21 protein-coding genes and 1 pseudogene are annotated in these 24,984 nt (G+C 73.0%); 10 read left to right on the top strand and 12 right to left on the bottom strand.

The window, feature by feature from the left end; all coding sequences use genetic code 11:
• Positions 1 to 2,013 (top strand): ABC transporter ATP-binding protein, encoded by a 2,013-nt coding sequence (locus ABD844_RS20945; RefSeq protein WP_344880210.1) that lies wholly within the window; start codon positions 1 to 3, stop codon positions 2,011 to 2,013.
• Positions 2,014 to 2,056: 43 nt separating this feature from the next.
• Here the strand turns inward: ABD844_RS20945 and ABD844_RS20940 are convergent, their stop codons facing one another.
• On the bottom strand, positions 2,057 to 3,829 hold the full coding sequence (locus tag ABD844_RS20940) for a serine/threonine-protein kinase (RefSeq protein WP_344880207.1): 1,773 nt from the start codon (positions 3,827 to 3,829) through the stop codon (positions 2,057 to 2,059).
• A 244-nt stretch (positions 3,830 to 4,073) separates the two neighbouring features.
• On the opposite strand from ABD844_RS20940, the gene ABD844_RS20935 reads away from it, so the two are divergent.
• From ABD844_RS20935 to ABD844_RS20910, 6 genes are all read left to right on the top strand, one after another.
• On the top strand, positions 4,074 to 4,973 hold the full coding sequence (locus tag ABD844_RS20935) for a Gfo/Idh/MocA family protein (RefSeq protein ID WP_344880204.1): 900 nt from the start codon (positions 4,074 to 4,076) through the stop codon (positions 4,971 to 4,973).
• Between the two features lie 42 nt (positions 4,974 to 5,015).
• Positions 5,016 to 5,375, top strand: a complete 360-nt coding sequence (locus ABD844_RS20930) for a hypothetical protein (RefSeq protein WP_344880201.1) — start codon at positions 5,016 to 5,018, stop codon at positions 5,373 to 5,375.
• A 155-nt stretch (positions 5,376 to 5,530) separates the two neighbouring features.
• Complete coding sequence (locus tag ABD844_RS20925; protein ID WP_344880198.1) at positions 5,531 to 7,285, top strand: L-aspartate oxidase; 1,755 nt, start codon at positions 5,531 to 5,533, stop codon at positions 7,283 to 7,285.
• 170 nt (positions 7,286 to 7,455) lie between these two features.
• Positions 7,456 to 8,211: an SDR family oxidoreductase gene (locus ABD844_RS20920; protein WP_344880195.1), complete on the top strand. Its 756-nt coding sequence runs from the start codon at positions 7,456 to 7,458 to the stop codon at positions 8,209 to 8,211.
• 37 nt (positions 8,212 to 8,248) lie between these two features.
• Positions 8,249 to 8,686, top strand: a complete 438-nt coding sequence (locus ABD844_RS20915) for a cupin domain-containing protein (protein WP_344880192.1) — start codon at positions 8,249 to 8,251, stop codon at positions 8,684 to 8,686.
• A gap of 52 nt (positions 8,687 to 8,738) precedes the next feature.
• Positions 8,739 to 9,812, top strand: a complete 1,074-nt coding sequence (locus ABD844_RS20910; protein WP_344880189.1) for a hypothetical protein — start codon at positions 8,739 to 8,741, stop codon at positions 9,810 to 9,812.
• A gap of 61 nt (positions 9,813 to 9,873) precedes the next feature.
• Here ABD844_RS20910 and ABD844_RS20905 read toward each other — a convergent pair whose 3' ends face one another.
• A complete protein-coding gene (locus ABD844_RS20905; RefSeq protein WP_344880186.1) occupies positions 9,874 to 11,364 on the bottom strand; it encodes an MFS transporter in 1,491 nt (496 codons plus the stop codon).
• Between the two features lie 59 nt (positions 11,365 to 11,423).
• On the opposite strand from ABD844_RS20905, the gene ABD844_RS20900 reads away from it, so the two are divergent.
• Positions 11,424 to 13,556, top strand: coding sequence for an ATP-binding protein (locus tag ABD844_RS20900; protein ID WP_344880183.1), 2,133 nt, complete (start codon positions 11,424 to 11,426; stop codon positions 13,554 to 13,556).
• Here ABD844_RS20900 and ABD844_RS20895 read toward each other — a convergent pair.
• The gene (locus ABD844_RS20895; RefSeq protein ID WP_344880180.1) at positions 13,514 to 15,481 is read right to left on the bottom strand and encodes a CehA/McbA family metallohydrolase; all 1,968 of its coding nucleotides are present in this window, start codon (positions 15,479 to 15,481) and stop codon (positions 13,514 to 13,516) included. The genes ABD844_RS20900 and ABD844_RS20895 overlap by 43 nt on opposite strands.
• A 123-nt stretch (positions 15,482 to 15,604) precedes the next feature.
• On the opposite strand from ABD844_RS20895, the gene ABD844_RS20890 reads away from it, so the two are divergent.
• Positions 15,605 to 15,991: a hypothetical protein gene (locus tag ABD844_RS20890; RefSeq protein WP_344880177.1), complete on the top strand. Its 387-nt coding sequence runs from the start codon at positions 15,605 to 15,607 to the stop codon at positions 15,989 to 15,991.
• A 181-nt stretch (positions 15,992 to 16,172) separates the two neighbouring features.
• Here ABD844_RS20890 and ABD844_RS20885 read toward each other — a convergent pair whose 3' ends face one another.
• A complete protein-coding gene (locus tag ABD844_RS20885; protein ID WP_344880174.1) occupies positions 16,173 to 16,529 on the bottom strand; it encodes a YciI family protein in 357 nt (118 codons plus the stop codon).
• Positions 16,530 to 16,792: 263 nt separating this feature from the next.
• On the opposite strand from ABD844_RS20885, the gene ABD844_RS20880 reads away from it, so the two are divergent.
• Complete coding sequence (locus ABD844_RS20880; RefSeq protein ID WP_344880171.1) at positions 16,793 to 17,308, top strand: XdhC family protein; 516 nt, start codon at positions 16,793 to 16,795, stop codon at positions 17,306 to 17,308.
• Positions 17,309 to 17,336: 28 nt separating this feature from the next.
• Here the strand turns inward: ABD844_RS20880 and ABD844_RS20875 are convergent, their stop codons facing one another.
• The 8 genes and pseudogenes from ABD844_RS20875 to ABD844_RS20840 all read right to left on the bottom strand — a co-directional run.
• A complete protein-coding gene (locus ABD844_RS20875; protein ID WP_344880283.1) occupies positions 17,337 to 17,786 on the bottom strand; it encodes a nitroreductase family deazaflavin-dependent oxidoreductase in 450 nt (149 codons plus the stop codon).
• Positions 17,787 to 17,940: 154 nt separating this feature from the next.
• Positions 17,941 to 18,078 carry a hypothetical protein gene (locus ABD844_RS20870; protein ID WP_344880168.1) on the bottom strand — a complete coding sequence of 46 codons (138 nt, stop codon included), beginning with the start codon at positions 18,076 to 18,078 and terminating at the stop codon, positions 17,941 to 17,943.
• A 906-nt stretch (positions 18,079 to 18,984) separates the two neighbouring features.
• Positions 18,985 to 19,884 carry an aminoglycoside phosphotransferase family protein gene (locus ABD844_RS20865; RefSeq protein WP_344880280.1) on the bottom strand — a complete coding sequence of 300 codons (900 nt, stop codon included), beginning with the start codon at positions 19,882 to 19,884 and terminating at the stop codon, positions 18,985 to 18,987.
• A 98-nt stretch (positions 19,885 to 19,982) separates the two neighbouring features.
• Positions 19,983 to 21,545, bottom strand: coding sequence for a choice-of-anchor I family protein (locus ABD844_RS20860; RefSeq protein ID WP_344880165.1), 1,563 nt, complete (start codon positions 21,543 to 21,545; stop codon positions 19,983 to 19,985).
• Positions 21,546 to 21,695: 150 nt separating this feature from the next.
• Entirely contained in the window at positions 21,696 to 22,328 is a 633-nt protein-coding gene (locus ABD844_RS20855) for a hypothetical protein (protein ID WP_344880162.1), read from the bottom strand.
• A gap of 116 nt (positions 22,329 to 22,444) precedes the next feature.
• On the bottom strand, positions 22,445 to 23,866 hold the full coding sequence (locus ABD844_RS20850) for a hypothetical protein (protein ID WP_344880160.1): 1,422 nt from the start codon (positions 23,864 to 23,866) through the stop codon (positions 22,445 to 22,447).
• Positions 23,863 to 24,711 carry an ABC transporter ATP-binding protein gene (locus tag ABD844_RS20845; RefSeq protein ID WP_344880157.1) on the bottom strand — a complete coding sequence of 283 codons (849 nt, stop codon included), beginning with the start codon at positions 24,709 to 24,711 and terminating at the stop codon, positions 23,863 to 23,865. The genes ABD844_RS20850 and ABD844_RS20845 overlap by 4 nt, the downstream gene beginning before the upstream one ends.
• Positions 24,708 to 24,984: pseudogene (locus ABD844_RS20840) on the bottom strand (hypothetical protein); the annotation flags it as partial. The gene ABD844_RS20845 and the pseudogene ABD844_RS20840, both read right to left, overlap by 4 nt.

The raw sequence follows: 24,984 nt of genomic DNA, 5'->3' as shown, positions 1-24,984 counted from the left end.
ATGGAGGCACTCGACCGGCCGCTGCTGCGGCTCCGCGACCTCAGCACCGACATCCCGTTGCGGCGTGGCGTCGTGCACGCGCTCGACCACGTCGACCTCGAGGTCAGGCAGGGCGAGACGCTCGGCATCGTGGGCGAGTCGGGCAGCGGCAAGACCATGACCGTCCTGTCGATCATGGGGCTGCTGCCCTCGGGCGGCCAGGTCGTCGGCGGGGAGATCCTCTTCGACGGCCGCGACCTGCGCGGCCTGGAGGCCCAGGAGCTGCGCCGGGTGCGCGGCGTCGAGATGGGCATGGTCTTCCAGGACCCGCTCACCTCGCTCAACCCCACCATGCGCATTGGCGCCCAGGTCGCCGAGCCCCTGCGCGTCCACCTGGGCGTCGGCAAGGCCGAGGCGCGCGAGCGGGCCATCGAGATCCTGCGCCGGGTCGGCATGCCGCGCCCCGACAAGATCGTCGACGACTATCCGCACCAGCTCTCTGGCGGCATGCGCCAGCGCGTGGTCATCGCCATGGCGCTCGTCCGCTCCCCGCGCCTGCTCATCGCCGACGAGCCCACCACGGCGCTCGACGTCACCACCCAGCGCCAGATCCTCGAACTCATCGACGACCTGCGCGAGGAGTTCAAGATGGCGGTCATCCTGGTCACCCACGACCTCGGGGTGATCGCCGGCCGCGCCGACAGGGTCGCCGTCATGTACGCCGGGCGGGTGGTGGAGACCGGCACGACCGCCGACCTGTTCCGCTCGCCGCGCCACCGCTACACCGAGGCGCTCATGCGCGCCCTGCCCGAGTCGGCCGCCGACGGCCGCCTCTACAGCATCCCCGGCCTGCCGCCCGACCTGTCGCTGCCGCTGACCGGCTGCCGGTTCGCGCCGCGCTGCCGGTTCGCCACCGACGAGTGCCGCGCCGGCGACGTCCTCCTCACCCCGGACGCCGCCGGCAACGGGCACGAGTTCGCCTGCCTGCACCCGGTCACCGAGCCCGTCGCGATCGCGGCGTCGTCCGCCCCGGCCGACACCGTGTCCGGCGACTCCGAGCCGCTCCTGACCGTGCGCGACCTGGTCAAGGAGTACGACGCGGGCGGCGCGGGGATGCGCAGGGTCTCCGGGCGGGTCAGCGCCGTGGCCGGGGTGTCGTTCGACGTCAAGCCCGGCGAGACGCTCGGCATCGTGGGCGAGTCGGGGTGCGGCAAGTCCACCGTCGGCCGTCTCGTCGCCGGGCTCGAAGCGCCCACCGGCGGCCGGATCGTCGTCGACGGCACCGACATCGCCACCCTCGACCGGCGCGCCCGCCACCGCATGCACCGGCAGGTGCAACTGATGTTCCAGGACAGCTACGCGGCCATGAACCCGCGCATGCGCATCGACTCCATCCTCACGGAGCCGCTGGAGATCCAGCAGGTGGGCGACGCCGCCTCCCGGCGCGCCCGGGTGAGCGAGCTGCTCGACCAGGTCGGACTGCCGCGGCGGGCGCTGGAGCGCTACCCGCACGAGTTCTCCGGCGGGCAACTGCAGCGCATCGGGCTGGCCAGGTCGCTGGCGCTGAGCCCACGGCTGATCGTGGCCGACGAGCCGGTCAGCGCGCTGGACGTGTCCGTCCAGGCGCAGGTGCTCAACCTCATGCGCGACCTGCAGGGCCGGCTCGGTCTGTCGTACGTGTTCATCAGCCACGACCTGTCCGTGGTCGACTACATGGCCGACCGGATCGGCGTGATGTACCTGGGCAAGCTGGTGGAGGTGGGCCCCGCTCACCAGGTGGTGCGCAGCCCGCGGCACCCGTACACGCAGGCGCTGCTCGACGCCGTCCCCTCGCCCCACCCCGGCCACGCGCCCAGCCCGGACACGACCATCAGGGGCGAGCTGCCGAGCGCGCTCAACCCGCCGACGGGCTGCCGCTTCCGCACCCGCTGCCCCCTGGCGACGGACGCCTGCGCCGTCGAGCCGGTCCTGCAAGGCGGTACGCACCAGGTCGCCTGCCACTTCCCCCTCCGCCAGGAGGCGCCGGCGGCCTGACGGCGGCGCGGGCGGTCGGGCGGCGGGGCCGGTGTCCGGTCGACTACCAGCGGACCCAAGGGCTTTCCGCCCCGCCGCTGAAGGCCGTGGTGCCCGCCTTCCGCCACCGCTGGCGGACGTCGATCTTGGCCCCGGTGCGCGGGATCGAGATCTTGAACGGGCCGCAGGTCGCGACCTCCTGCGCCGTCACGGGGGTGACGCCGGTGCAGAGGAAGGGCTGGGAGACGTTCCGGTCGGCGTCGGTGTCGTACAACTGGACGTGAATGTCGGAGCTGACGGAGCCGCGGATCTGCCCACGCAGGTAGAAGACGTCGCCCACCACGGCCACGCAGGGCGCCATCTGCGTGGTGCCGGCCGCGTCGGCGGCGATCCAGGCGCGGCAGCGCCAGGACGGCGCCTGGTCCTGGTCGGCGGGTTCGTCGGTGGGCCTGTCCGTGGGCTTGTCCGTGGGCCGGTCGGTGGGGGCGTCCTCCGCCGGAACGGTCCCCTTGGGCGTCGATCGCCTGGGCTTGGGGGTCTGGGCGGTGGGCGTCCGGGGTTCGGTCGATTTCGGCGCGGTCGGCGGGGCGGAGATGGGGTCGTCCTGGGCCTTGGGAGAGCTGAGCGCGCGCCCGGCGTCCTTCGGCGGGGTGGAGATCGAGGTCACGGACGTCTCCGCCGGCCCGTGCGTCCCGGGCGCGGAGGCGGCGGCGTTCACGGGGGTCACGCCCGTGTCCCGTTCCCGCCAGGGAGCCACCACGCCCACCGCCACGGCGGTGACGGTCAGCGCCACCACGGTGGTGGCGACGATGACCAGCCGCTGCCGGGATCGTCCGCGCCGGGACGACGCCATGGTCCACTCGGACGCCGGGATTCCCGCGTCGGCGCTGCCTGGAGAGGTGCCGCCGGTCCCGGCAGGCGGGGCGTCCTGGCCCGCCGGAACGGGACGCGCCAGCGGCTCGGAGGTCGCGGACGCCGCCTCGCCCCTGGGCACCGGCGGCAGGGCGGTCCACCCGGCCAGCGACGCCGCCGCCTCGTCCAGCGCCACCGCCACGGCACGGGTCGCGGGCCGGGCCGCCGGATCCTTGGCCAGGCAGGCCCACACGACCGACCACAGCGCGTCGGGCATCCCGGGAAGGCGGCGGGGCACGGCCGTCGCGTGCTGCCTGAGCAGGGCCATCGGGTGCTCGCCCGCGAAGGGCGGGCGGCCGGCGAGCAGCTCGTACGCGATCAGGCCGAGGGCGTACACGTCCACCGCCGCGGTGGGGGCGTCGCCGTCGGCCACCTCGGGCGCCAGGTAGGCGGGGGTGCCGAGGACGGAGCTGGTCTGGGTGAGCCCCGGGCCGTGGACGATGCGGGCCACGCCGAAGTCGGTGAGCCGTACCTGTCCCGTGGCCCCCTCGATCAGCACGTTGCCGGGCTTGACGTCGCGGTGCACGATGCCCACGGCGTGCGCGGCGGCCAGCGCGTCGGCGATCCTGGCGGTCAGCCTGGCCGCCTCGGCGGGCGGCAGCGTGCCGCGCTGCCGGAGCAGGGTACGCAGGTCCGCCCCCTCGATGAGGTCCATCACCAGGGCGAGCCGGTCGCCCTCGATGACGAAGTCGCGCACCGTGACGATGTTGGGATGGCGCAGGGCGCGCATCACATTGCGTTCCTGGACGAACCGCAGGACGAGGTCGGGGTCGCCGGCCAGGCCGTCGCGCAGCAGCTTCACCGCCACGATCTCCCCGGTGTCGCGCTGCCGTGCGCGCCAGACCGTGCCCATCGCACCGGCGCCGATCTCGTCCAGCAGCACGTACCGGCTCCCCAGAGACGCCTCGGAACCGCCCTGAGCCATGAGCTGTGTTTCCCCCTTCGACGGAGATCAACAATAGTCAGGTTGGCCGGGAAAGGGGGAAGAACACCTTCTGTCCCGGCAAAAACGGCAGGGCGGCGGCTCGGTCACCGTGGGCGTTCGTCGCCCGCTCGGCCGATTTCCGGGTGGCATCGGGGGCAGGTTCGGCTTGATGTTCCTGGCCAGGCCACCGATCCTCGCCTTTTTCCTGTTCCCGCAAGGGTCTCAACGGGGGAGCCGTCAAGTGATGTCCAACACCACCGACACCCACGCCAACCTGCGCGGGCACCTCGGCGTGCCGTTGCACCGGCCGCTCACCCTCGCCGTCGTCGGCGCGGGCGCCCGCGGAGCCGCCTACGCCGAGCTCGTCGCGCGCAGGCCCGGCCGGGCCCGGATCGTGGCCGTGGCCGAGCCGCGCGACCACGTGCGGGAACGCTTCGCCGTACGGCATGCCCTGCCCGCCGGCCGGGTCTTCGCGGGCTGGCGGGAGATGGCCGCGTACGGCCGGATCGCGGACGCGGTGATCGTCGCCACCCTCGACGCCGACCACCTGGCGCCCACCACCGCGTTCGCCGAGCAGGGCTACGACATCCTGCTGGAGAAGCCCATCGCGCCCACCGAGGCCGAGTCGCTGGCCGTCGGCGAGGTCGCGGCGCGTACCGGCGCGACCGTCGCGGTCTGCCACGTCATGCGCTACACCCCCTACACCCGGCGGGTGAAGGAGTCGCTGCCCGAGCTGGGGGAGATCGTCAGCGTCGAGCACCTGGAGCCGATCGGGTCCTACCACTTCGCCCACTCCTACGTCCGCGGCAACTGGCGGCGCGGCGACGAGACGGCGTTCGCGCTCCTGGCCAAGTCGTGTCACGACATCGACTGGCTGGCCCACATCGTGGGCAGGCCCGTCCTGCGCACGTCGTCCTTCGGCGGGCTTCACCACTTCCGCCCGGACAACCGGCCCGCCGAGGCGGCCGGCCGCTGCCTCGACTGCCCGCTCCAGGACACCTGCGCCTACTCGGCGACCACGCTCTACCGGGACGGGCTGCGCGATGGCGGCACCAAGCGGCACTTCACCCGCGTGATGGCCGACGGGGTGCTCACCGAGGAGGCGGTCACCCGGGCGCTGGCCGAAGGCCCCTACGGCCGATGAGTCTACGCCTGCGACAACGACGTCGCCGACCACCAGGTGGTCATGCTGGAGTTCGAGGGCGGGGCGACGGCGTCGTTCACGATGACCGCGTTCACCCCGCTGGAGAACCGGCACACCAAGATCTTCGGCACGGCGGGTCAACTGACCGGCGACGGCAGGTTCGTCCACCTGTACGACTTCAGGTCAGAGAAGACCACGACCGTGGACACCTCGCCCGGCGGCTCTCCCGCCGCCGAGGGGCACGCGGGCGGCGACGAGGGCCTGATCAGGTCGTTCGTGGACGCCCTGCACCAGGGCCGCCCCGAGCTGATCCACTCCGGCATCCAGGAGAGCGTGGCCGGCCACCGCGTCGTCTTCGCCGCCGAACGAGCCCGCCTGTCCGGCACGGTGGTCACTCTCTGACCCGCACACCCCGGCTCCGCCGCGACGCATGATGGAGGTGCGGCGGCGGTCTCGTACGGGACCGGGCCGTACGTACCCGTACGCATGTCACAAATCTCCATATTTGTCCGGTCATCCTGCGCGGAATCGCTTTCGTCTGCGCTCGAAGGAGCACCATGCATGCGCCAAAGAACCGGCCAGAGCACCGGCCGGAACACCGTATCGCCACCTCGGTCCTCGTCATCGGCACCGGAGGAGCCGGGCTGCGGGCCGCGATCGAACTGGCCGAACGCGGCGTCAGCGTCCTCGCCGTGGGAAAGCGTCCGAAGGCGGACGCGCACACCGCGCTCGCGGCGGGCGGCATCAACGCGGCCCTGGCCACGATGGACCCCGAGGACACCTGGCAACAGCACGCCGCCGACACCCTCAAGGAGAGCTACCTGCTCGCCGACCCCCGGACGGTGCAGATCATCACAGAAGGGGCCGAGCGCGGCATCGAGGACCTCGTGCGCTACGGGATGCCGTTCGCGCGCGAGGAGGACGGGCGGATCTCGCAGCGCTTCTTCGGCGCCCACACCCACCGGCGCACCGCGTACGCGGGCGACTACACCGGGCTGGAGATCCAGCGCACGCTGATCAACCGGGCGGCCCAGCTCGCCGTCCCCGTCCTCGACACCGTGTACGTCACCCGCATCCTCGTCCGCGACAACGCGGTCTTCGGCGCGTACGGCTTCGACCTGGACGACGGCACCCGCTACGTCATCCACGCCGACGCGGTGATCCTGGCCGCCGGTGGCCACACCCGGATCTGGCGGCGCACCTCCTCCCGGCGCGACGAGAACACCGGCGACTCGTTCCGCCTGGCGGTCCTGGCCGGTGGCCGCATCCGTGACGCCGAGCTGGTGCAGTTCCACCCCTCGGGTCTCATCGCGCCCGAGAACGCGGCGGGCACCCTCGTCTCCGAGGCGGCACGGGGCGAGGGCGGAATCCTGCGCAACGGGCACGGAGAGCGGTTCATGTCCCGATACGACCCGGAGCGCATGGAGCTGTCCACCCGTGACCGCGTCGCGCTGGCGGCGTACACGGAGATCAAGCAGGGCCGCGGGACGGAGCACGGCGGCGTCTGGCTGGACGTGTCGCACCTGCCCCGTGAGACGATCATGACAAGGCTGCCCCGCGTCTACCAGACGCTGCTGGAACTGCAGATGCTCGACATCACCAGGGAGCCGATCGAGATCGCCCCGACCGCGCACTACTCGATGGGCGGGGTCTGGGTGCGTCCCGAGGACCACGGCACGGGCGTCGACGGCCTGTACGCGATCGGGGAGGCGGCCAGCGGCCTGCACGGGGCCAACCGCCTCGGCGGCAACTCGCTCATCGAACTGCTCGTCTTCGGCCGCATCGTCGGGCAGGCGGCGGCCGAGTACTCCGCGGGGCTCGACGCCCAGCGCCGTTCTGCCGAGGCGCTCGGCGAGGCCCGCGCGGAGGTGGACCGGCTCCTCGCGGCCGACGGCCCCGAGAACGTGCGCTCGCTGCAACGGGCCCTGCGCGACCTCATGACCGAGCACGCCGGAGTGGTGCGCGACGAGAGCGGCCTGCTGCAGGGCCTGGCCGAGCTGGCCGCCGTGGAGGCGCGGATGGCCGACGTCGGCGTGCACCCCGACCTGGCCGGGTTCCAGGACCTGGCGCACGCCTTCGACCTCGAGTCGGCCGCGCTCGCCGCCCGCGCCACGATCGAGACCGCCCTCGAACGCCGTGAGACCCGCGGCTGCCACAACCGCTCCGACCATCCGGACCTCGATCCCGCCCTGCAGGTCAACCTCGTGTGGTCGGGCCCGGGATCGGTCGAGCGGCAGAGCATCCCGCCGGTTCCCGCCGAGATCGCGGCGCTCATGCGCGAGGTGTCGACGGCGGGCAAGCTCGTGGAGTGACCGGCCGCTGCGAGCGATCTTCTTCGGGTCCGCATCATCGCAGGTCAGTGGGTAGATCTGGACGTGGCGCCGGAAAAGTTTTCCGGCGCCTGTCACAGGCCAGGGGGCTGCCCTGTCTTAGCTGGCGACCGGAGGCCGTACGAGGCCCCGGGAGACGGAGAGGACTTGCCATGAAGATCGTCGTAGTCGGTGGGACCGGTCTGATCGGTTCGAAGGTGGTGGCCAGGCTGGCCGGGCAGGGCCACGAGGCGGTGGCGGCGGCGCCGAGCACCGGGGTCGACACGCTGACCGGTGAAGGGCTGGCGGAGGCGCTGGCGGGCGCGCAGGCGGTGGTGGACGTGTCGAACTCGCCGTCGTTCGAGCGGGCGGCGGTGCTGGAGTTCTTCGAGACCTCCACGGGCAACCTGCTGGCCGCGGAGGCGGCGGCGGGTGTCGGTCACCACGTCGCGCTGTCGGTGGTGGGCACGGAGCGGATGCCGGACAACGGCTATTTCGCGGCGAAGATCGCTCAGGAGCGGCTGATCGAGAAGTCGGGGATCCCGTTCTCGCTGGTGCACGCGACGCAGTTCTTCGAGTTCGTCCGTGGCATCGCCGACGACGCCACCGACGGCGACACCGTACGGATCGCGCCGGTGCTGTTCCAGCCCATCGCGGGCGAGGAGGTCGCGCAGGCCGTCGCCCGGGTCGCGGCCGGGCAGCCGCTGAACGGCCGGACCGAGGTGGCCGGGCCGGAGCAGACGCGGATGGACGCGTTCTTCCGCGACGCCCTGGCCGCCTGGGGTGACCCCCGCACGGTGGTCGCCGACCCGCAGGCGACCTACTTCGGCAGCGTGCCAGGCGAGCGGACGCTGGTGCCCGGCGAGGATGCGACCCTCGGCCGGATCCGCTACCGCGACTGGCTCGACCAGAGCGACGCGGGCCGGTAAGGCAGCCCACAACCCTGACGTACGAGAGGTCGTTCCGATGTCCGAGCACAACCCGGCGGCCACCGGCCCCGCGACGAGATCGACCGCGTGGCAGACGGCGCTGACCGTGCTGCAGGAGGCCAGGCCGCCGTTCGTCCCGCAGGGCGCGCACGCGATGACCGTGCTGATCGAGTACCCGCCCGGCGACCCCGGCACGCCGCCGCACCGCCACTCCGGGCCCGCGTTCGGGCTCGTGCTGGAAGGGGAGATGCTGCTGGAGGTGGAGGGCGAGCCAGAGCGCGTCGTACGCGCGGGGGAGGCGTTCTGGGAGCCGGGCGGCGACGTCATCCACTACCAGGACGGCAACCACCGCGACGACGTCCCGCTGCGGTTCACGGTCACGATGCTGTGCGCGCCGGGCACGCCCATGCTCACCCTCGTCGAGGAGGAGGAACTGGCCCGGCGCAGGGACCGCCGCGCCCCGCGCCCGTCCTGATCGCACGCCCCGGGAGGGAACGCCGGAGGCGCCCTGTCGCGTCGGAACTCACATGGAATCCGTCCCGCGAAGGATCAGGACCGCGATCGTCCTGATCCTTTCCCCCGCCGCGACCGGAACCGCGGCCATATTGATCACGCTGTTCGCCTACGCGCAGAGCGAACTCGTCCTGCCGTCCTACCAGGACGCTCGGGAGATTTCGGCGGAGATGTGGCGTTCTGCGGCGAGCCAGGCCGGCGAGGAGTTCCGTGGCCACCTCCGCTGGCTGGGCACGTTCTTCGCGGTGGCCACCGTCGCGTTCGGCGTGACCGCGTGGAAGGTGCGGTTCGGCACCCGCAGGCCCGCGCTCCTGCTCACGGTGGCCACCGGGCTGACCGCCGTCTTCGTGGCCATGCTCTGGCCGCTGTTCCACGGTCGGCCGAACACGTTCTTCATCGTGCGAGAAAGCGCGGAGCGGACGGGCGTCATCGATCTGGACCGGCCCGGTTGGTACGCCCCCGCCCTCGGCGTCCTGCTCGTGGCCGGGGCCGCCGCTCTCGTGCGCGGCCTCGTCCTGCTGACCGGCGGCGACGGGGTGTCATGGCTGACCCGTGACCGGCATCCACCCTTCGAGCCGGACTCCCCGCCCCTGTGGGTGAGCCCGTCCCGGCAGGCGGGCGTGCTGATGTCGCTGACCCCGGCCCTGCTCCTGCTCTACGCCGCCGTGAACTACGCCGGCAGCCTGGCCGGTGATCTCAGCGAGCGCCGCGAACCGGTGCTCCTTTCCCCGTCCCTCCTTTCCGACATGCAGGTCCACCTCCAGTATCTCGCGATCCCGGCCGTTCCGGTCGTCGTGGGCGGCCTGATCCTGCTGCTCGGCAAGGGACGCGGACGGCGGATGGCCGGCGCGTTGGCCGGGATCCTCGGATTGCCGTACGCGGCGGCCCTGCTTCAGTCAGCCCTGCACTTCAGCGACACCAGTCTGTTCCACAACTACGTGGCTACCGAGGGCACGACAGCCTGGTGGACCGCCCCCGCCGTGGCGGCCACCGGCCTCGTCATCTTCCTCCTGCACGCGGCCGGCCTGGCACTCCTCTTCCGCCCTCCCGTTCTCCAGCACGTCCGGCCCGGCTCCGCTGCCACGTGACGCCTGGCGGCGGAACCACGTGCGGCCGCCGTGGACGGGCCGCGACCCCTGACCGATCGGGCTAGCGGCTCTCCTCGCCGATCGGGCGCAGGTGCCGCAGCAGCGTCAGGGCGACCACGGCCAGGCCGAGTACGAGCACCGCACCGGTGGCCATGACCGCCAGCAGCCCCTGGGCGAACGCGGCCCGCGCCTCCGCCACGAGCGCCTCGGCCGGGCCGGGCGGCAGCGCGGCGGCGGCGTCCAGCGCCTCCCCCAGTGAGCCGCCCGCCTGGGGTGAGCCGACCGTGCCGTCGTACACGGCGGCGCCGAGGCTGCCGAGCAGCGCGATGCCGAGCGCGATCCCCAGCTCGCCGCCGCTCTCGGCCAGCGCGGACGCCGACCCGGCCCGCTCGGGCGGCGCCGCCCCGACGATGAGGCCGAGGCCCAGCGCGCCCACCGGAGCCATGCCGAGGAACGCCACCGTGACCCCCGCCATGAGCATGCCCAGCCCGTCGCCGACCAGCACCATGGCGAACCCGGCCGCCGACACCACCAGCCCCAGCCCGACCACCAGCCCGGGACGCAGCACCCCGGCGAGCACCGGCGACGCGAGCGACCCCGCCACCAGTCCCACCGCCGGGACCGCCATCCACAGCCCGGCCACCAGCGGCGAGAGCCCTTCGACGAGCTGCAGGTGCTGGCTCACGAACAGGTACATGCCGCCCTGTACGACCATGGCGACCGCCAGGATCAGCAGCGCCACCGTGAACGAGCGCCCCCGGAACAGCCGCAGGTCGAGGAACGGCTCGGCCAGCCGCCTCTGCCGCCGTACGAACGCCGCGCAGAACGCCAGGCCGACGGCGAGCGCCACGTACGCGGCGGCCTGCGCGGGGTCGTCGGCCAGCTCCTTCAGCCCGTACACGATCGGCAGCAAGGCCGCCAGCGACATCGCCACGCTGCCCGGGTCGAGCCGTCCCGAACCCGTGCCCGTCTCGGTCTCGGGCAGCAGGAACAGGCCGCCGGCCACGACCAGGGCCATGATCGGCACCCCCATCAGGAACACTGACCCCCACCAGAAGCTCTCCAGCAGGATCCCGCCGATCACCGGCCCGGCCGCCGCCCCGCCCATGAAGCAGGCCGTGAACACGCCGATGGCCATCGCGCGCCGCCGCGCGTCCGGGAACAGCCCGGCCACCAGCGCGAGCGCGGACGGCCCCAGCGCCGCCCCGGAGACGCCCAGCAGGGCGCGCGCCGCGATCAGCATCGTGGTCGTGGTCGAGTACGCGGCCACCACCGAGGCCGCGGCGAACGCCACCGCGCCGATCAGCAGCAGCCTGCGCCGGCCGATGCGGTCGCCGAGCGAGCCCATGGTGATCATGAATCCGGCGATCATGAAGCCGTACACGTCGGTGATCCACAGCAGTTCGGTGCCGCTGGGGTGCAGGGCGGCGGACAGGTGCGGGAGCGCCAGCATCAGCACCGTGTTGTCCACCGAGAGCAGGAGCGTGGCCAGGCACAGCACGGACAGTCCCAGCCACCCGCGCACTCCGGCGCCGGTTGCGAAAGTCGTCATGTGATCAGGCTGCGGGCCGGGCGTTCGGGTCTGGTTCGGAACTGCTTAGGGTGAGGTTCATGCGCTTCGCCGTACTGGGCCCGCTGGAGGTGACCACGGACGACGGCCGGGCCGTACGCGTGCCCGAGCTGAAGGTCCGTGCGCTCCTGGCCTGCCTGCTCGCCCACCCCGGCCAGGTCGTCGCGGACGAACGCCTGATCAGGGCCCTGTGGGGGCCGCAGCCGCCGGGCAACCCGCTGGGCGCGTTGCGGGCCAGGGTGTCGCAACTGCGCCGGGCGCTCGACGAGGCGGAGCCGGGGGCCAGGGAGCTGGTCGTCACCCGGCCGCCCGGCTACCTCGTCGCCGCCGGCACCGACGCGCGCCGCTTCCAGGAGGCGCTCGAACGTTCGCGGGCCGCGGCCGAGCCGGGCGAGCGGGCCGCGCTGCTGGCCGAGGCCCTGTCGTGGTGGCGCGGACCGGCGTTCGCCGACTTCGCCGACCTCGCGGCCGGGACGCTGACGCGGGGCGCGGCGCTGCGACTGGAGGAGCAGCGGCTGACGGCCCTGGAGGACTACGCCGACGTACGGCTCGACCTCGGCCAGGACGCCTCCCAGCTCGGCGAGCTGGCCGAGCTGGCAGCGCGGCACCCCGCGAGGGAACGCTTCCACGCGCTGCTCATGCGCGCGCTCTACCGGTCAGGACGCCAGGCGGAGGCGCTGGAGGTCTACCACGCCCTGCGCGAACGCCTGCGTGACGAGCTGGGCCTCGACCCCGGCCCCGAGATCGTGGCGCTGCACCGGGCGATCCTGGAGCAAAGCCCCAGCCTGCGCCGCCCGCCGGGCATCGCGCCGCCGCCGCCCGCCCGGCTGCCTGAGCCGCTCACCCAGCTCGTCGGCCGGGACGACGTACTGGCCGAGCTGGTCGACCTGCCCGGCACCGCCCGGCTCGTGACGCTCACCGGCACCGGCGGCGTGGGCAAGAGCCGGCTCGCGCTGGAGGCCGCCCGGCTGCTGTCCGGTTCGTTCCCGGGCGGAGCGCACCTGGTGGAGCTGGCGGCCGTGCCCGGCAGTTTGACCGGTGGAGTGGTTGATGCTGTCGCGGCGGCGCTCGGCCTGCGTGCCGACGACGGGGCGGCCGACCCGGCGGAGCGGATCGCCGCGGCCCTCGGCGCCCGCCGCACACTGTTGGTGCTCGACAACTGCGAGCACGTCGTCGAGCCGGTGGCCAAGCTCACCGAACTGCTGCTGCGCGCCGGTCCGCAGACCCGGGTCATCGCCACCAGCAGGGAACCGCTGGGCGTCACCGGCGAGGTCGTACGTCAGGTCCCGGCACTCGGCGCCGACGCCGCGATGCGGCTGTTCGCCGTGCGCGCCGCCGAGGCCGCGCCGGGCTTCGCCCTGACCGAGGCGGACGCCGGGGCCGTCGAGACCATCTGCCGCCGCCTCGACGGCATCCCGCTCGCGCTGGAGCTGGCCGCGGCACGGGTGCGGGCGCTGGGCGTACGCGTCGTGGCGGAGCGGCTCGACGACCGCTTCCGGCTGCTGTCGGCGGGCCGCCGGGCCGGTCCCACGCACCAGCGGACGCTGCGGGCGGCGATCGACTGGAGCTGGGACCTGCTGACCGAGCCGGAACGCATCGTGCTGCGCCGTCTGGCCGTACAGGCGGGCGGCTGCACGCTGGAGGCCGCCGAGCGGGTCTGCGCCGTGCCCATGCCGATCCCGGGCGGCCCGCCGGGCGACGCCGAACTCGCCGCGGAGGAGCCGGCCGCCGGGCCGCCCGACCTCGACCCTGCCGACGTGGTGGACCTGCTCGGCCGCCTGGTGGACCGGTCGCTGGTCGTGCGGGCGGGGGAGCGGTACCGGCTGCTGGAGTCGGTGGCGGCGTACGCGCTGGAACGGCTGCGCGAGGCCGGCGAGCACGAGCGCGTCCTGCGCCGGTACGCGACCTACTACACCCAGCTCGCCGAGTGCGCCGAGGCGTACAAGAGCGGGCCCGCCCGGCACCACTGGGTCCGGCGGCTGGACGCCGAGGCCGCCAACCTGCGCGAGGCCCTGGAGGCGGCCCTGAGCCTGGGCGACCCGCGGCTGGCCGGGCGGCTCACCGGCTCACTCGGCTGGTACCACGTCCAGTCCGGCCGCCCAGAAGCGCCGGACGGCCGCCTGGACGGCGGTCAGCCCTCGTCCGTCTCGCGCAGCCTGGCCAGGTACACCTGACGGGCCCGCTCGTGCAGCTCCCGGTGGGTGGCGCGCTGCTCGGGCGAGGCCCACTTGCCGTCGGTGTCCAGCACCCGCTCCAGCAGGTCCAGCCAGCGCAGGCACCACTCGACGTCGGCCCGCCTGACCACGTGGTCCCCGAGGTAGACGGGGCTGGTGTGCGCGTAGACGCCCGCGGGGTGCATCGACCGGGGGTGCGGCCCGCCGCCCGCCACGGCCACCACGTACGTCGGCGCGCGCACGGTCAGCTCGGCGGCGAGCACCCCGGGCCCGCCCTCCGCGAGGACGCCGTCGGCGGTCCTGAGCTGGAGCCACTCCACCTCGGGGCCGACCGTCCTGGCGGTGATCGTGACGGTGTCGCCGGGGGTCGCCCGGATCGTGTCGCCCGGCCCGTGGCCGTCGACGTCGAGTTCGAGCCAGGGGCCCGTGGTGGCGAACGTCCGTCCGCGCCGTACCGCCTCGGCGAAGGACGAGACGCTCAGCGGCCCGTCGACCCGGGCGTAGACGCGTTCCCAGCCGGGCGGGCTCGACGCGGTGCCGCGCCGCGAGATGGACAGCACCGCGTCGGTCCCGGCGGTCACCGCGAGCCGGTTGCCGGCCCCGATGAGCCGCCGGTAGACCACGGCGGTCGCCTGGACGGAGGAGTGGTTGAGCACGTCCAGGCTGTCGACCAGGCCGAGCGCCGCGTCGACCACGATCTCTCTGGCCGAGCAGTTGCGCCCGGCGGCGACGGCGAGGTCGGGCGGGTCGGTGTCGTTCAGGTCGGCGTGGAACGGATGGCCGTACCCGGTGACCGCGCCGAGTGCGCGCGCCTCGGCCAGTGGATCGCTGTTGGGATGCCGGTCGTGGTCGTCGCCGAAACCGCTGTGGAAGCGTGTGGGCACGCCGGTGAGGCCGAAGGCGCTGAAGTGCCCGAGCAGGTCGTTGCGGTACTCGACGCCGAACCGGGCGACGTGGCCCTCGTCCGACCACGGCAGGTCGCGCCCGGCCCACTCCTCCAGCAGCTCCCGGTCGTAGACGCGCTCGCCCGCCACGTTGCCGGCGACCAGGTTGAGCACGTGCAGGTCCTCGCCCGACTGCGCGGCGGCGGCCCGGTCGGGAGCCGCCGGGACGTCGCCCATCCAGTTGAGGTGGACGTGCAGGTCGCCGCCGTACCAGCCGCGGGCGGCCGCGTCGTACAGGCGGCCGGGGGTCAGCTCGACGGTCAGCTCCTCGCCCGGCGCGGGGGACACCGCGACCGTGGCCGAGTCGTACTCCATGCCGCGCGTCACCGACACCGTGAGCCGCTCCGCCGGCACGTCGGCCACCAGGTCGTCGCCGTGGAAGTATGGCCGCAGATGCGCGTCCAGCGCGGGGACCGCGCCCGGCGGGTACCAGCCCTGCCCGTCCGCGCCGGTGACCGTCCACCGGCACGGGAACCCGGCGCGCAGCCGTAACCGGGCCGCGGGCGCCCACCTGGTGAGCGGTCCGAGGTCGATCCGCCCGCCGGCGATCACCGTGGCGGCGCTGGTGATCGCCACCAGCCTCGCGCCGCCCGCCGGTACGACGTGTGCGACGCCGTCGACCGTCACGGTGGTCTCCTCCGCCAGCGCGGAGTCCAGCAGCAGCATGGTCATGAGCGGCGTGTCGTCCAGGACGGCCAGCGTGCGGGCCTCCAGCCGGTTCCCTTCTGGGGTGAGGCGCAGGGCCGGCAGGTTGTCCAGGACGGCGCCGCCCAGCGCGTCCCGCACCACCCGGTCCAGGTCCAGCTCGCCCATCCGCGCGTCCAGGTCGCGCCGCGCCCCGTCGAGCTGGCGGAAGCACGCGCTCCAGTAGTCGTGGCCGTTCATGAGGTAGGCGCTGGTGCGCACCTCCCCGACGTACGGGATCAGCTCCTCTCCCCACGTCACTCCATGGCGGTCGAGCAGCCGGAGGTATTCGTGCACACGGATCCCTCCTCCTCGTGGAGATCGTCCAGTCTAGGAAATCGCCGCCCGCCAGGGAGTGGCCGGTCATTGTCCTGCCGGTGACCTGGGCGGACCTGGGCGCGGAAGCCGAGACTCAGGGGCATGAGATCATCCCTGAAATCGCTTGTCGCAGGAGCGGCCACCGCCTGCGTGATGGTGGTGGGCACCGCCGGCACGGCGCAGGCCGCGGCCGGGCGGCTCACCCTGTTCAGCGGGAGCGTCGCACAGACCGTCACGTACGACTCCTGCCGGCCCGCCCAGCAGTACGCGCTGTCGGGGCAGGCGCTCGACACCTTCGTCAACCAGCCGGCCCCCGGGTGTCAGGCGCTGCTGGTCGATGCGGGCCGCAGCGTCGTGCTGTGCGCCGGCAGCGGGACCGTACCGATCGCCTTCCGGAACGCCAGATTCGTCAGGTTCCAGCCCGGCGCCGCCCCGGACTGCGGGCTCGGCGGCGAGCAGGCTCAGGAGAACGACGCCGTCGCGGCGTGACCGTCGCCGGACGGCGCTCGGACGGGAGAGCCGTCACTGAGGAGAGCTGTTTCTGAGGGGAGCTGTTTCTGAGGGGAACAGGCCGCCGGGAGCGAACCGGCGGCCGACGGGCTGCTGCCCCCGGCCGCCGGTCACGCCGGGCAGGAGTTCGGCGGGACCGTCCCTCGGCTCAGCCGTCGCCCTACCCGGCGAAGACCACCGGCCGCACCTCGATGCCGAGGCCCTCGACACCGGCGTCCGGGATGAGCGCGGCCAGCTCCAGAGCACGCTCCCTGCTGTCGCATTCGATCAGGTAGTAGCCGCCCAGGTACTCCTTGGCCTCAAGGTAGGGCCCGTCCGTCACCGCAGGCAGCCCGCCCCGCACCCGGACCACGGCGCTCTGCGACGGGTCGGCCAGCGCGACGGTGCCGACCATCTCCCCGGACTCGGTGATGGTCTCCATGAACGCGCCGTGGCCGCTCATCACCGCGTTGCGCTGCTCCTCGGGCAGCGCGTCCCAGACCTGCGGGTTGTTGTGCATGATCAACAGAAACTTCATGTCGTCTCCTTCGAGAGTCGGGCGGCGCGTCCCGACGCGCCGTTCAGCAGGGAGTCGGAGCCGATCCCGATTTCTTGCGCTGCCGGGCGCATGATTCTTCCCGCGACTTCCTGCCCCGCCCCGGAGGGCGTCTCACCTGGGGCTTCCCCGGCCCGAGGGCGGTCACCGGGAGACACTACCGTCGTGTGGTGCCCGGATGCCGCCCTGGCGAGCCGGAACCCCAGGTCGTCGGCTCGCCCGCCCCCTCGTGTCAGACTGCCGACATGACCCACATCCACGACGAAGGCCAGGCGTGCGCGGCCGCCCACGGCGCGGCTCCCGCCGGTGAGACCAGGCGTACGCTGATCGCCGTCTTCGCGTCGCCGGTGGCCGACTGCCTGCTGCGGTTCGGCGCGGAGCTGGACTTCCGTACGATCCTCTTCGAGCCCGACCCCGAGCGCCGGCTCGACGGGTTCACGGCGGTGACCCGGCTGGAGGACTGCGTCGACGCCACGTCCGACGTCGTGCTCACCGACCACCACCGCGAGGAGATCGGCCCCGTGCTCCGCGACCTGCTCAGGTCGCCCGCCCGCTGGATCGGCATCATGGGCAGCGCCCGTCACACGGGCCCGCACGTGCGGGCGCTGGCCGAGCTGGGCGTGACGCCGGAGGAGATCGCCCGGGTGCACCGGCCGATCGGGCTCGACATCGGCTCCCGCACCCCTCCCGAGATCGCCGTCGCCACCCTGGCCGGCCTGCTCGCCGACCGCAACGCCCGCCCGGGCGGCTTCACGTTCTAGACGTGCTCATGCGTTCCTTTGTAGACGATCAACTCCCGGCCGTCGCCTCCAGCACGAAGACGGGGATCACCCGATCGGTCTTCTCCTGATATTCGGCGTACGGCGGATATGCGGCGACCGCGCGCTCCCACCACTCGGCCTTCTCGTCCCCGGTGATCTCACGGGCCGTCATGTCCTGGCGTACGGGCCCGTCCTGGAGTTCCACGTGCGGGTCGGCCTTGAGGTTGAAGCACCAGACCGGGTGACTCGGGAAACCGCCCTTCGAGGCCACGGCCGCGTACCGTCCCTCGTGCTCCACGCGCATCAGCGGAATCTTGCGGATCTTGCCGCTCTTCGCGCCGCGCGTCGTGAGAATCACGACGGGCAATCCCGTGTCCCAGAGCGTCGTCCCCTGCGTGCCGTCCGAGCCTTCGTACAGCGCGACCTGTTCGCGCACCCACTGCGCCGGACTCGGCTCGTACTCGCCCTCAAGAGGCATCGCGTTCATCCCATCGTCCCCTGCGGATGATGTTGCGCTGCCCGGACCTTCCACTCCTGTGGATCGCGTTCAGCAGCTTGACGCCAGGAGCGGTAGTTGGTGGTACGAAGTCGTCCAGCACCGCGCCGTCCTGCCACGAAGCCAGCCCTCGCCCTCAGTCCTCGGCGCTCTTGATGGAGTGGCCGGCCACCATCAGCCGGAAGGCCAGCATCGCCGACTCCACCCACGCGGGCCCCCCTTGCACGCCCACGCCCACGCCCAGTCCGCCAGAACGGCGCGCTCGCCAGCTCACCCTTCCCGAGGTACAGGCCATCTTGCGGCGCGACCAGACAGAAGGCTGGATCGGTGAGATCGAAGGCATCGACCTCACCCTCACCTGCCTCCGCGCCAAACGAGACGAATCCGAACGCCTCACCAGACGGCCGACCGTCGACCTCGGAATCCCGAGTCGTCGATCAACCACGGAGCCGGTGACATGATCGCGCCCTGGACCAGGTCACCGCTCGGCCTACCGTTCGGACAAGCGGCGATGCCACCACGCACCTCGATGCCACTCGCTCAGCAGCCAGGCGTTCGGATCGGGCAGCGTCCTACGCCAGAACTCAGCATCCAGCCTCCTCACGACTCTGCGGAGACCCGCCGAATCGATCACTGGCATGGACCGCAGGATGAACTGAAGGACATCTCGTGCGTCTGTGGGGTCGCACCACGGGCAGTCCGGCCACGGCAAGTGAAGCCAACGGCCCGGCCGGCTCAGGAACGCTTCATACCGTTGCAGCGCGGAGGTCGTACTCTCCAGCCTCGCGTGTCTGACTTCCAACTCGGCCACAGACGCCCGCGACCGATGGGAACGACCAGGAACTCCACCAGGTCTCCGACCTCGGAGCCGGACCTGTTGATCAGCGCGCACAGCGCCGGGCGGCCTACGCGGCATCGCCCTTTCGGATCGAGATCACCCAGCCATACTGCCACAGCCAGGACCGCCAGGCGAGAACAGACCCCGCAACCCCCGACCCACCTTCAAGCCAGGCTTGCCCGTGATCGCCAAGTGCGGACAAGCGGGGGCGGGCTGAAACGTCAGCGAGCCGGGGGGAATCAGCTCCACCATCGAGCAGGAAGTGGCTGGACGCAGGACGCCCCGACATCCTCGAAACCACGTCACGGGTCGGCCCAGACCCGGCGCGTGACGGCTTCGTGCTCAGGGGGACGGGTCGCTCGCCAGAATGCGGTCGAGGGTGCTGCGGCCCAGCCGGGCCATCGGCGGGTTGCTTTCGACGTAGTACCAGACCATGCCCAGCGCCTGGACGAAGGCCCATGCCTTGCCCCGCTCCCATTCGGCGTCGTCGCACCCCAGGCGCTCGCGCAGCAGCCGCCGTGGCCCGGCCGCGAGCAGGTGCCACCCGCTGACGAGGTCGAGGGCGGGGTCCGCCGGGCCGAATCCGCCGACGTCGAGGATCCCGCCCAGCCGGTCGCCCGACACCAGCACATTGCCCGGGATCAGGTCACCGTGGGACATCACGTCTTCCGCGGCGGTGCGCGGCAGGGTGCGCAGGACGGCCCAGATCCGGCGCAGCCGGGGAACGTCGAGGAGGCCCTCGCTGCGCTCGAAGCAGGTCTCCACCCACTCCTCGTGAGCGCGCAGCTCGCCTCCCCTGCCCCCGCCGGTGAACGTACGGCCGCCCGTGCCGACGGCCCGCAGGTCGGTGATGAGGTCGGCCAGGTCGTGCGCGAACGCGTCCGAGCCACTCGGGTGCACCTCGGTGGCGACCTCGCCGGGCAGCCACGTCTGCACCGACCACGGCAGCGGGTAGCCCGCCCCCGGCTCACCGATCGCGACCGGTCGCGGCGTGCGGAACCGGGTGCGGCCCGCCAGCTCGCGAGTCGCCCGCGCCTCCGACTCGATCAGGCGCCGCGCCGCGCCGGAGTCACCGCCCCCGAGGGGGAAGCGGGCCGCGAACTCGTCGCCGATGCGGAAGATGGCGTTGACCGTGCCCTGGGCGTCGACGCCCCTGACGGGCAGGTCGCGCCACTCGGGAAACTGGTCGTCCACCAGCGCGCGCACGGTCTCGACAGGCACCGTGAGCTGATCGGCGTGCATCTTCACACCGGGAGCCTCCTACGTACCGGCCGGCCGAGGCAACGCGTTTTCCCGGCCGGCCGTGATGTCCTCGGGCGGCCGGGACGCCGCGCGTGCGCTCAGGACTTGATCTCGTACACGCTGGTGGTGCCGCTCACCTCGTTGCCGACCACCAGCAGCGGGGTGCGCGTCGGGCTGTCGTGCGCGTCGATGAACAGCACACCCTCGGGGCCGACGTCCCCGGCCGTGCCGGCCTCGACGTCACCGGTGAAGTCGCGGGTGTTGACGTATCCGGCCTGGCGCGGCTTGCGGGGGTCGGAGACGTCGTAGGCGACGATGCCGCCGACCCGCTCCAGGCCGACGAACGCGTACGTGCGGCCGCGTACCTCGCCGACCGTCACGCCCTCGGGCTCGGGCCCCTTGTTGTCGCTGCGGGAGTCGAAGGAGTCGTTCTCCTCGTTGTCGGAGTTGAACTGGGCGGGCAGCTCACGCGCGACCAGTTGCTCCAGCTCGCTGCCGGAGTCCCAGACCAGCGAGCCGTCGGCGGCGCGGATCGTGATGGACCGGCCGCCGAACACGCGCAGCTCGGTGTACTTGCCGTCGGCGTCCTTCGGCGAGTCGGCCAGGACGGTCAGTCGGCCCAGCTCGGCGTCCTTCTTCAGCTCGGCCGCGTTCGGGAACGCGGTCGGCGACAGGTCGGCGTCCTTGACCCGCACCTCGTCGCTGTGGCACTCCCAGTCGCGGCTGTCGCCCTCGTTGGCGGTCACCAGGTAGGTCCGGCCGCCGTCGCGGAAGTGGCTGATCGCGTCGGGCATGTACACGCCCTTGACCGGGTGGGTACGGATGTTGATCTTGCCGTCGCGGTCGGAGGCGTCCAGCGCGTTGGCCGGTCGCGAGTGGTCCTTCAGCCCGAGCGGCACGATGTCACGCACCGTGGCCCGGTCGAGGTCCACGATGGCCAGGGCGTTGTTCTCCTGGAGGGTGACCCAGGCGGTGCCCTTCTCGGTGGTGATGTACTCCGGCTCCAGGTCCTGGGCCGCGCTCGCCCCTGGCCCGCTGATGCGTACGCCCTTGGCGCGCAGCGCGTCCTCCTTGCCGTTCCACGCCCGGAAGCCGGCGGTGCGTACCGTGCCCCGGCGCACGTCGATGACGCTGACCGATCCCTCGGGGTCGTCGACGGCCCCGGCGCAGTACGAGGTGGGCTCGCCCTCGTTCGCCACCACGACCTGCCGCCCGTCCTCGGTGAACGTCAGCATGTCGGGCAGGGCCCCCACGGTGACCTGGCGCTGCTTCTTGCCCGTCCGGGCGTCGAAGAACGCCACCGTGCCCGCGGCCGTCTTGTTCGTCGCCTGCTGCGCGACCGCCACCAGCCCGTCGTGCACGGCCACGCTGTTGGCGCCGGGGGTGGCGAGCGTGGTCACCTTGCGCGGGGAGCGCGGGTCGCGCAGGTCGAGCACGTCCACCGTGCCCTGCTGCGCGTTGACGACGAAGACGCGGCGGGTCTTCGCGTCGTACGCGGTGATCTCCGCCGCTCCGACCCCTACGGCACCGGCGGAGTAGCGGCCGAGCAGGGACAGCTCAAGGCCGGACGGCCTGGCTTGGGCGGCGGCTGTGGTGGGAGTCACCAGGGCGAGCACCGACAGGCTCGCCGCCGCCAGACAAATCGGGGTTTTGTTACGCATGTGGCGGAGTGTCACGAAATCCCGTGAACACTTTCCGCCGCCCGCATGACGACCGTCTGAACCACGGCTTTCAACTGCCCGCCGAGGCCGCCCCGCCGGAGCGCCGCAGCGTCACCGGCCCCGCCGCCGCCCTGCCGCCTCCTCGCGTTGTCAGCGGCGCAGGTCTCGGCAGGCCAGGGCCAGCCACACGTACGGCACGGGCAGCATGCCCAGCCAGAACGCGTGCGCCTGATCCCAGAAGCCGAACCCGCAGGTGGGCGGCCACAGCCTGAGCTGATCCGGCAGCAGGATGGTCGCCAGGACCAGGGCGAGCTGCACCACCACGGCGGCCATGGCGGCCTGCCGCCCGGTCGCGTACCGGACGGCCGTCGCGGCGGACGCCAGCCCGATGCCCAGGCAGACGCCCATCTCGACCATCAGGTCACCGACCGGGAAGAGCGCACCCTCGGGCAGCCGGGACAGTACGTGGGCGAACGCGACGAACCAGACGGCGACCGCGGCGCCACCGGCCAGCAGGCACCGCAGCGCCTGCCGGACCCAGCGTGGCACCGCCGCCGGCCCCAGGTCGGCCGACATGGCGTCGACCAGCGCGAACGCGGCGGCGGAGCCGAGCAGGGTGCCGGTGATCCGCATCAGCAGCAGCGCGTCCGCCCCGCCGAGCGGATCCCCGGCGTTCATCAGCGTCAGCAGGGCCGCCGCGAACGCCGTGACGACCGCGAGCGGGGCCCAGTCGACGGCCCTGGTCAGCGGGCGGACCAGCAGGACGGCCGTACGCCACCTCACGACGAACGCACCTCCCCGCGGGACGGCGAGACGCACGGCCTGCCCGGAGCCGCTCTCAGAGCCGCTCTCTGGGCCGCTCTCTGGGGCGTTTCCCGGGGAGCGGACGGTGTCCGGTGTCAGGCGCATGGCGTGGCTCCCGTCGGCGCGTCGAACTTCCGGTCCAGGCCGAGCAGCGGCAGGGCCTGGTCGATGGTCGTGGTGGGCTTCATGAGCGTGTCCCAGCGGGCGAGCACCTTCTCGCGGGCGCCCGGGGTGGACAGCAGCAGCTTGGCGTAAACGACCTCGGCAGGGCCCCAGGAGGCGAGCCAGGTGCTGCGATTGTCCGCGTCGACGTGGAGCGCGCGCGGCAGTTCGGGCGGCGAGACCTGACCGATGATCCAGAGCGCGACGACCGTGCGGGCCTGCCCGTGAGCGTCGCAGCCCGGGGTGTCGTCCGCGTCGCGCACGCCGGTCGCCCAGATCGCCACGTCCATGGCCAGCGCGGTGCGCTGGTCCGGATGGCCCCATGTCATCGTCGGCCTGATCACGGTGGCGCCGCCGTCCTCTCCGAGGTACCAGCGCAGGCTCGTCTGCTCGACCCGCGGCACCCGTGCCCGCAGCGCGGCGGGCAGCACGTCCACGGCTGCGCGCACGGGCTCCTCCCACAGCGGGATCCACGGCTCGTAGCCCGGATACGCGCAGTACGTGATCCCCCGCCGCACCGCGCACCGATGCGTGCCCGCCCCGTGATAGCGCTCGCGGACCCGCGGATCCACGTCCTCGATGGTGAGCTCGCCCGACGTGGGCTGCGTGACCGGCGGCTCGGCGGCCGCGACGGCCCCCGTCGGCACCGCGACCCCCAAGCCGGCCACCAGGGCCGCCGCGGGCGCGAGCCGTACCCGGTGCCGCAGTAGCGCCAGCCCGGCGAACAGCGCCGCGAGCGCCACCACGTAAACCAGGTGCACCCCGGACGGCCGGTCGGGCCAGTCCGGGCGGTACTTCTGCATGACCGGCAGCCACCACCCCGCCGCGCCGTTCGTCGTGTTCATGATGATGAGGACGCCGAGCGCGGCCACCACCATCGGCCCGGCGATCAGCCACCGCGCCCACCGCCCGACGGCCACTCCCAGCGCCGCGGCGAGCATCGCCGCAGCCACCGCCGTCAACGGCTCCCAGGGGTCGAGCCGTCCCGCGACCGGCCCGTTCAGCAGCCGGATCCCGAGATAGGCGAACACGGTCACCGCCGCGGCCACCCCCGCGACCAGCGGCGCGGCCAGCAGGATGGCCCGCGTCCGGTGCTCGGCCCGCCCCGGCAGCCCGGCCAGGCTCTCCGGCATTCCGTGCCGCCCGTCACGCGAGGCGGCCAGGCTCGCCACCATCAGCACCGCCCCGGCCAGGCACGCCGACAACCCCGTCGCATGGACCGGATCGACCCCCAGATCCGGCTGCTGATCCCGGCTCAGGTACGTCTGCACGGCCAGCACCAGCGCGGCCGCGCCCCACACCAGCGGATGCCGCAGCAGCCGCCGCGCCTCGAACAGTGCCAGCTCCCACGTCACGCCGCCGCCTCCTCGTCCCGGCCGAGCAGGGTGAGGTAGCCGTCCTCGACCCCTGGCACGGCCGCCTCGGCCGACGGCGGACGTTCGCCGAGCGTCCGGTAACGCCCGTCGGCCGTCCGCCAGAACATCCGGGACGCGACCGGCGCCTCCTCCGACAGCCACACCCGCCCGGCCGCGACCGAGGCCAGCTCCCGGGGCGTCCCGTCGAAGACGGCCCGCCCGGCCAGCATGATGACGACGCGTTCGCACAGGGCGGCGACGTCCTCCGTCTGGTGCGTGGACAGGACGACCGTCCGGCGCTCGCCCAGCCGCGACACCAGCGCCCGGAACAACATCCGCTGCTCCGGGTCCAGCCCCACGGTCGGCTCGTCGAGGATCAGCAAATCAGGCTCGCCCAGCAGGGCCTGCGCCAGCGCGAGCCGCTGCCGCATGCCGCCCGACAGCCTGCGTACCCTGGTCCTGGCCTGGTCGGTCAGGTCCACCTCTCCCAGCACCCGCCTCACCTCCGCGTGCCGGCGGCCGCGGTCGGTCATCTCCTTGAGGATCGCGACGTAGTCGACCAGGTCGAAGGTGGTGAAGTGCGGGTAGAAGCCGGGGTCCTGCGGCTGGTAGCCGAGCCTGCGCCGCAGCGCGGTCCGCTGGACGGGGTTCGCCGGGTCGAGGCCGTACGCCTCGATCGACCCGGACGACAGGGCCAGCGTGGTGGCCAGGCAGCGCAGGAGCGTGGTCTTACCGGCGCCGTTCGGGCCGAGCAGGCCGGTCACGCCGGTGCCGAGGGTCAGGTCGAGGCCGTCGAGGGCCCGCCTGCGGCCGTACACCTTGGTCAGGTTCCTGATCTGGATCATGTGGTTCCCATTCGGGTGTTCGTTCGGTGGATGCGGACGGACAGCAGCAGGGCGGCCAGGCCGTACCCGAGCTGCGCGAGCGGCCCGAAGACGGCCAGCCAGCTCCCGGCGAGCAGGCCGCCCGTGCCGACGATGGCCAGCCACCCCCCGCCGACGGCGAGCGCGGCGATCGGCACGGGCAGCCGGTTCGACAGGGCCAGGCACCCGGCGCAGGCCGCCAGCGAGGGCAGCAGCCAGGCGGCGCTCAGGCCCGGCGCGGCGGGCAGCAGCCGC

The organism is Nonomuraea antimicrobica (assembly GCF_039536965.1).
Classification (GTDB): domain Bacteria; phylum Actinomycetota; class Actinomycetes; order Streptosporangiales; family Streptosporangiaceae; genus Nonomuraea; species Nonomuraea antimicrobica.
Note: the sequence above shows the minus strand (reverse complement) of the source record. Positions and strands in the feature narration are given on the sequence as shown.